The sequence below is a fragment of the Sphingomonas sp. STIS6.2 genome, from assembly GCF_000732685.2.
Classification (GTDB): Bacteria; Pseudomonadota; Alphaproteobacteria; order Sphingomonadales; family Sphingomonadaceae; genus Sphingomonas; species Sphingomonas aerolata.
Map to the genome: position 1 here is coordinate 1 of NZ_JPDP02000074.1, position 7,164 is coordinate 7,164.

Here is a 7,164-nt window from a genome sequence, read left to right on the forward strand (position 1 = left end):
GCGGTCGCGCGGGTCGCAGCCGGGGACATGGATGCGACGCTGCTTGCCGCCGCCGGGCTCGATCGCCTTGGACGCACGGCGATCGGTCATGCCATCCCCACCGACATCATGCTGCCCGCACCCGCCCAGGGTGCGGTCGGGATCGAGACGCTGGTCGGCAAGCCGGCCCATGCGATCGTCGCGGCGATCGATCACGCCGATACCAGCCTGTGCGTCCGGACCGAACGCGCGCTGCTCGCGCGGCTGGGGGCGGATTGCCATTCGCCGGTCGCGGCGCTCGCCTCGCTTGCCGGCGAGACGCTGACGCTGCGCGGCGAACTGATCGCCGAGGACGGGTCGTGCGACGTCGCCGGCGCGATCGAAGGCGGGATCGACGAAGATCTTGGTACCGCGCTCGCGCTCGATCTGCTGACCCGCGCCCCCGCCAGCGTCCGGCGCCTGTTCGCGGCATGACCCGCATCGTCGTGCTGCGCCCCGAACCGGGCAATGCCGACACATGCGCCAAGCTTCGCGGTCTGGGGCTCGAGCCTCTGGCGATGCCGGTGTTCACGGTCGTCCCCGTCGCCTGGACGCCGCCTGACGTGGGCACGTTCGATGCCGTTCTGCTGACCAGCGCGAACGCGGTTCGCCATGGCGCCCTGCCCGACACACTCAAGGCGCTGCCGGTGATCGCGATCGGCGACGCCACCGCCGCCGCCGCCCGACGTGCAGGCTTCAATGTCGCGGTGACCGGCACCGGCAACGTCGATGCCGCGATCGACGCAGCGCGGGCATCCGGGTTCGACTGCCTGTTCCACCCGGCGGGCCGCGACCGCAGACCGACCGGCCCGGACGTCGTTGCGTGCACCGTCTATGCGAGTGAGGCGCTGCGGATCGGCGATAGCGTGTTGCCGCCGCACGAAGAGCTGCTCGTGCTGATCCATTCGCCCCGCGCAGCGCATGCGTTCGCCGAGCATGTCGCGCAGGCCGGCGTCGACCGGTCGCGCATCACGATCGCCGCGATCAGCCGCGCTGCGGCCGACGCCGCGGGCAGCGGCTGGGCCGCGCTGGTCGTGGCGGAGACTCCCACCGACGATGCGCTTGTCACGATCGCTGCAAAGCGCGCGATTGACCCTGACGCGCGTCGCGGGGATAAGCGCGTCATGAGCGACCACGTGCCGATCGAGCGTCCCCGGGCACGCGGCCCCCGCCTGGGTGTTATCATCATATTCATCGGACTGGCTTTTATCGCCGGGTCGGTAGCGATGGGCTATGCGCTGAAAACGATGCCATGGTTTGGTCAGCGCACCGGTCTGACGGCCGCTGGATCGACCACGGCCGCGGCGGCATCGGGCAATCCCGATTTCACCCCCGCGCAACCGCTCAACGCAAATGGCGAACAGCCGCGGGTCGACACCGCAATGCTGGCAACGCGCGAGGCGACGCTGGCCGGCCAGCTCACCGCGCTCGAGGCCCGGACCGCGGCCGTGTCGAGCGACGCGATGGCAGCCGGGGGTCAGGCGACCCGCGCGGAAGGCCTGATGGTCGCGTTCGCCGCGCGTCGGGCGATCGATCGTGGGGTCGGACTGGGCTATATCGAGGAGCAGCTGCGGCTGCGCTTCGGGCGCGCCCAGCCGCGCGCCACGGCCGCGGTGATCCAGGCCGCGCACCAGCCGGTCACGATCGAGGATCTGCGCCAGGGGCTCGATACGATCGCGCCGCAGATCACCAGCACCAACGGGACCACCAATGACAGCTGGCTGCAGACCGTGCGGCGCGAATTCAGCAACCTGATCGTGCTGCGCGAGGAAAGCATGGCCTCGCCCATGCCGGCCGACCGCCTTGCACGGGCGCGTCGTCTGCTCGAGGCCGGCCAGGTCGAGGCGGCCCGCGCCGAGGTCGAGCGCCTGCCCGGCGCGACGCAGGCGAGCAACTGGATGGACGCCGCCCGCCGTTACATCGTCGCGCGCAAGGCGCTGGATATCCTCGAGAACACGGCACTGATGGGCCAGGCAGGCCAGCCCCAGCCCAGCCCGATCGTGGTCACCACCCCGGTGCTGCCACCGGTCGCGACATCGACGCAGACCGAGGCGCCGGTCGCCATACCCGCCCCCTGACACCCCGCCGGGTCGACCGGCCGAGGCCTGTCGCTGGGCGCTTTCGGGCGTTAGAAGGAGTTCCAGTCGTCCTCGTGGCGAACCATCGCCGGGATTGCGGCTGGCGGCAACGGCTTGACCGGCGACGTATAGCTTTCGGGCTGGCCATAATCCTGTTTCGCAGGTGCGACCGGCGGTCTGGCAGCGCGGGAGTCGCTGGTGCGGAACCGTCGGGCCTGGTCGGCCAGCGTGCCCACCTCGGCGGCTAGGTTGCGCGCCGCCGCCGACGTTTCCTCCACCATCGCGGCATTTTGCTGCGTCGTCTGGTCCATCGTCCCGATCGTCGCGGAAATCTCGGTAATCGCGACCGACTGGGCCTGATTGTCCCGTGCCATGGTGGCGAGCAGGGCGTGAACCTGAGCCACGTCGTCCGATATCGCCGCGAGCGCGCCATCGACCTTCGTCACCGCATCGACCGCGGTGACGATGTCGGTCTGCGTCACCGTCAGCTGGTCGCGCGCGCGCTTGGCCTCTTCCTCCGCACGCATCGCGAGCGCGGATACCAGATCGGCCACGACCGCGAATCCGCGACCCGCATCGCCGGCCCTTCCCGCCTCGACCGCGGCGTTCATCGCCAGCACGCGCGTCTGGAAGGCGATCTTGTCCAGCCCCTCGATCACGCTGTCGATACCCTTGGCGCTGTCCGATACGCGGCCCATCGCCTGCACCGCCAGATCCGCCACCGTGCGACCGCCCCCGACCGTCGCGATCGCCTGATCAGCACGTTCGACGGTCTGGCCGGCCGCGGTCACGGAGGCGCGAAGCCGGCCATCCATCTGGGTCACGGACGCGGCAGTCTCCTCAAGCGACGCGGCATTGCTCTCGGTCCGGCGGGCAAGATCCTCCGATGCCTGCGCGATCTCATTGGATCCGGTGCGGATCGCGGTGGCGCTTTCGGACACCGCGCCGATCAGGGTGCGCAACTGGTTGAGCGCGTCGTTATAGCTGTCCTCGAGCGGCGCGAAGCTGGCCGGGAGCCCCGTCAGCGTCGTCGACAGATCCCCGGCGGCGAGCGCGTTCAGCGCCTTGCCCATGGTCGTGATCGCCGCGTTGCGTTCGACCTGGGCTTCCTCGAAATACACCGACAGCGACAATTCCATGTCGAGCAGCGCCGCCTTGACGATCGCGATGCTGGCATCGGTCGCGCTCGGCGGGCGGAGCCCCTTCACCAGCCGCCGCCAGGGGCTGTAGTGGCGGCCGATCCCCTCAAGCAGATTTTCGAGAACGAGCGCATAGGCGCCGACATACCATCGCGGCTCGAGCCCGATCCGCGCGTGAACGGTCCCGATCCGCCGTACGCTGTCATAGAAGCTCGCGTCGAACTGCCCTCGCGCGATGTTCATCCAGTGCTTGGCCTGAGCCGACTTGGCCGAAGTCATGTGGCCGGCATCGCGGAAGAAGGGCGAGGTTTCGGGCTGATTGCGGACCCGGTCGTAGAATTTGTCGAGCGCGCCGCCAATCAGCGATTCGATCAAGGGCCGGACGGCGGCGACGGTCGCCTGCTGATCGGCTCCCATTTCCATGAATGCGAGACGCGACGAAACTTGATCAACGGACACGGACGGCTCCGAATATAGCGGTAGATGACCAATTTATAGCAACGCAGCGCCGCTATCGGTCAGGTCCGCCTCTACAAATCGTCATCGTCCGGCATACATAGATCAAGCATGCCGTACGCACGGCGTGACAGCATCTGATGGTCTGATGAGGAGACTTGGAATCACCCGATCGGCGAAAGCCGCTGCCGTTCGAGGCAGCGACTGGAGCGGGCGAAGGGATTCGAACCCTCGACCCCAACCTTGGCAAGGTTGTGCTCTACCCCTGAGCTACGCCCGCTCTGGCGCCTGTGCCGCCGGTCAGTAACGACACGGTGGCGGGGTGAGGCGCGCTATTAGCCCGGGGTTTCGGATCCGGCAAGCGCCTTCTTTGCAAAATTTGCAGCGACCATCGTGAAGATTGTCCTTGGCGACTCCCTCAATAGAACATTACAAGAACAACTGTGAACGACTCGACCGCCCTGATCGCCCGCCTCAAGCGGATTGCGACGACCGGCCTGCCATCGCAGCGCGATGGCCGGGCGGTCGAGGCCTGGATGACCGAAGGCATGGCCAAGGCTCAGCTGCACGAGATCTTCGCGTCGGTCGACGATTCGGCAAGCGCCGCGGGTTTCGCGGTCGCCACGACTCTCGCCGCGCGAGCGGTGCCGCTATTGTGGCTGCGCACCGAGGCGAGCGAGCGCCAGGGCGGGCGACTCCATGCGAGCGGTCTGGTGGAAATGGGGCTCGACGTCTCGTCGCTGGTGCTCGCGCTGGTCGATGACGAGGCCAGCCTGTTGCGCACCGCCGCGGATGCCGCACGGTGCCAGGGGCTGGGAACACTGGTCATCGAATCCTGGGGTCGGGCGGCGAGCATCGACCTGACGGCCACGCGTCGGCTGATGCTGGCCGCCGAAACCTCGGGCGTGACCATCCTCAGCCTCAGGATCGATGCGGCCCCCGTGCCCAGCGCCGCCGCGACGCGATGGCAGGTGACATCGTGCCGGTCGCAACCGCTGGACGCGGACGCCCCGGGCAAGCCGGCCTTCGATATCGAATTGCTGCGTCGACGCGGAGGCCAGGCCGGCCTGCGCTGGCGCGTGGAGTGGAATCGTGACGCGTATGACTTCGAACAAGCCCTCCCCCAACCCGACATTGAAACCGGCATCGATACCGCGCCGCTATCTGGCGCTGGTATTCCCATGGTTGCCGATCGAGCGGCTGCGGACGATGCGCCCCCATCTGTTCGTCGGACGGGCTGAGGCACCGATCGCGTTCGTCGAGACGGTTGCGGGCGGGGTACGGCTCAAGTCGCTCGACCGCGAAGCGCTTCGCGCCGGGCTCGAACCCGGGCTGACGCTTGCCGATGCGCGGGCGCGCGTGCCCGGACTCGAAACCTATCAGCATGATCCGCATGCCGATCACGAATGGCTCGAGCGGCTGGCGGACGGATGTCAGCGCTATACCCCGTCCGTCGCGCTCGATGCCCCTGACGGGTTGATCCTCGACATCGCGGGCTGCGTCCATGAATTCGAGGGAGAGCGCCGGCTTGCCGCCGATCTCGAGGAACGGCTGGCCCGCCGCGGCCTGCTGGTGCGGCATGCCTTTGGCGACACGCCGGATACCGCGCGGGCGCTTGCGCGGTTCGCAGGGGCCCCTGCCCCCGACGAACGCCGCGCGGTGAAGCGCCTGCCGGTCGCAGCACTCGGCCTCGACGACGATGCGACGACCGCCTTGTCGCGCGCCGGGTTGAAGACCGTGGGCGACGTGATGGCACGCCCGCTCAGCGTGATCGCGGCGCGATTCGGCGAAGACGCCGCGATGATGATCCGCAGGCTCGACGGATCGGTGAAAGGGCCGATCGTGCCGCGTCAGACGGTCGCGAGAATCGGCGTCGAACGTCGCTTTGCCGAACCGATCGCGCGGACCGACTATGCGCTGGAGATCCTGTCCGAGCTTGCGACCGAGGCCGGGATCCAGCTCGCCGAACGCCATGAGGGTGGCAGGCGGTGGGAGGCACGGCTGTTTCGCGCCGACGGGCTTGTCCAGCGGTTGCGGATCGAGACGGGCCAGCCGACGCGCGACGTCGCCGTGCTGATGCGGCTGTTCCGCGAACGGATCGACAGCCTCGCCGATCCGCTCGACCCAGGCTTCGGCTATGACCTGATCCGCCTCGACATCGCGCTCGCCGAACGGCTGGATGCGACGCAGCTGAAACTGGAGGGCGGGCAGAAGGGAGACGGCCAGGACCGGGATGGGCAGAACCGGAACGTGGCGCAACTCGTCGACCAGCTCGGCACGCGGCTCGGTCGGGCACGGGTAAGGCGGTTCGCGGCGCGCAACAGCCATATTCCCGAACAGGCCGAACTGATGCTGCCGGCGGCGGACGCCGCCGCGGTCAGTGCACGCCCGGCGCCGTGGGCCGCGCCTGAATCGGGCGAACCACCGCTGCGCCCGATCTATCTGTTCGATCCGCCGCACCCGATCGAATCGATGATGGCCGAGGTTCCGGACGGTCCGCCGCACCGGTTCCGCTGGCGCCGCACCGTCCACGACGTCGCGCACAGCGAAGGCCCCGAACGGATCGCAGGCGAATGGTGGCGGCGTCAGGACATTCCGACGCGCGATTACTACCGGGTCGAGGATCGCCGCGGCCGCCGCTTCTGGATCTTCCGGCACGGCCTGTATTCGGAGGTCGAGACACCGCGCTGGTATCTCCACGGCGTCTTCGCATGACCGCGCCGTGACCGCCTTTGCCGAACTCGTCGCGGCGACCAATTTCTCGTTCCTCGACGGCGCGAGCGATGCCGGAACCATGGTCGGTCGCGCGGTCGAGCTGGGCCTTGGCGGCATCGGCATCGCCGACCGCAACACCGTCGCCGGCGTGGTCCGCGCGCACCAGGCGCTGAAGAAGGCCAAAGACGGACTGCTGGGGATGATGCTGCCGCCGATCGACTTCCGGCTGATCGTCGGGGCGCGGCTGGTGTTCGAGGACGGGACCCCCGACATCGTCGCCTATCCTTCGACCCGGCGTGGCTGGGGGCGACTGACCCGCTTGCTGACGGTCGGCAACCGACGTGCCGAGAAAGGCGGCTGCATCCTCGGGCTCGGCGACCTGATCGCGCATCATGCCGACATGATGCTCGTGGTGATGCCCGAGAGCAGCGCACGCGGCGCAACGGCCGTCTCGCCGCTGCCCGACGGTGACACGCTGCCCGAACGTCGCGACCGCGACCTGTCGAGCGTCCTCCACGCGGTGAAGCGGCTGGGGGCGGACTGTGTCTGGCTCGGCGTGACGATGCCGCGCGGCGGACGCGATCGGCGGCGGCTGGCACGGCTGGCGGGGCTCGCCGACGCCGCGGGCATACCCGTGCTCGCGACCACCGACGCGCTCTATGCCTATCCCGACGACCGCGACCTGCACGACATCGTCACCTGCATCCGCGAAGGGACCAGCATCCACAAGGCCGGTCGCCTGCTCGCCGCCAATGGCG

5 protein-coding genes, 1 tRNA gene and 1 pseudogene are annotated in these 7,164 nt (G+C 68.8%); 5 read left to right on the forward strand and 2 right to left on the reverse strand.

The annotated features are described in order from the left end of the window. Together sphst_RS11770 and sphst_RS11775 are read left to right on the forward strand one after the other, a co-directional pair. A pseudogene (locus sphst_RS11770) lies at window positions 1-453 on the forward strand (hydroxymethylbilane synthase); the annotation flags it as partial. Continuing rightward, window positions 450-2,096 (forward strand): uroporphyrinogen-III synthase, encoded by a 1,647-nt coding sequence (locus tag sphst_RS11775; RefSeq protein WP_056406610.1) that lies wholly within the window; start codon window positions 450-452, stop codon window positions 2,094-2,096. The pseudogene sphst_RS11770 and the gene sphst_RS11775, both read left to right, overlap by 4 nt. 50 nt (window positions 2,097-2,146) lie before the next feature. Here the strand turns inward: sphst_RS11775 and sphst_RS11780 are convergent, their stop codons facing one another. Then, the gene (locus tag sphst_RS11780; RefSeq protein ID WP_051916520.1) at window positions 2,147-3,658 is read right to left on the reverse strand and encodes a globin-coupled sensor protein; all 1,512 of its coding nucleotides are present in this window, start codon (window positions 3,656-3,658) and stop codon (window positions 2,147-2,149) included. A gap of 238 nt (window positions 3,659-3,896) precedes the next feature. Beyond that, window positions 3,897-3,971, reverse strand: a tRNA-Gly gene (locus sphst_RS11785). Between the two features lie 163 nt (window positions 3,972-4,134). On the opposite strand from sphst_RS11785, the gene sphst_RS21225 reads away from it, so the two are divergent. The 3 genes from sphst_RS21225 to sphst_RS11800 all read left to right on the forward strand — a co-directional run. After that, window positions 4,135-4,932 carry an ImuA family protein gene (locus sphst_RS21225; RefSeq protein WP_031395349.1) on the forward strand — a complete coding sequence of 266 codons (798 nt, stop codon included), beginning with the start codon at window positions 4,135-4,137 and terminating at the stop codon, window positions 4,930-4,932. Then, window positions 4,901-6,406 carry a Y-family DNA polymerase gene (locus sphst_RS11795; protein ID WP_234387603.1) on the forward strand — a complete coding sequence of 502 codons (1,506 nt, stop codon included), beginning with the start codon at window positions 4,901-4,903 and terminating at the stop codon, window positions 6,404-6,406. Before sphst_RS21225 ends, sphst_RS11795 begins: the two co-directional genes overlap by 32 nt. Before the next feature lie 7 nt (window positions 6,407-6,413). After that, a partial coding sequence (locus tag sphst_RS11800) for a PHP domain-containing protein (RefSeq protein ID WP_234387602.1) occupies window positions 6,414-7,164 on the forward strand: 751 nt, incomplete at its 3' end.

Excerpts from the sequence above, each read along its gene's own strand:
- sphst_RS11775 (WP_056406610.1), top strand. The coding sequence starts at position 450 with ATGACCCGCATCGTCGTGCTGCGCCCCGAACCGGGCAATGCCGACACA.
- sphst_RS11780 (WP_051916520.1), bottom strand. The coding sequence starts at position 3,658 with ATGGAAATGGGAGCCGATCAGCAGGCGACCGTCGCCGCCGTCCGGCCC.
- sphst_RS11795 (WP_234387603.1), top strand. The coding sequence starts at position 4,901 with ATGCGCCCCCATCTGTTCGTCGGACGGGCTGAGGCACCGATCGCGTTC.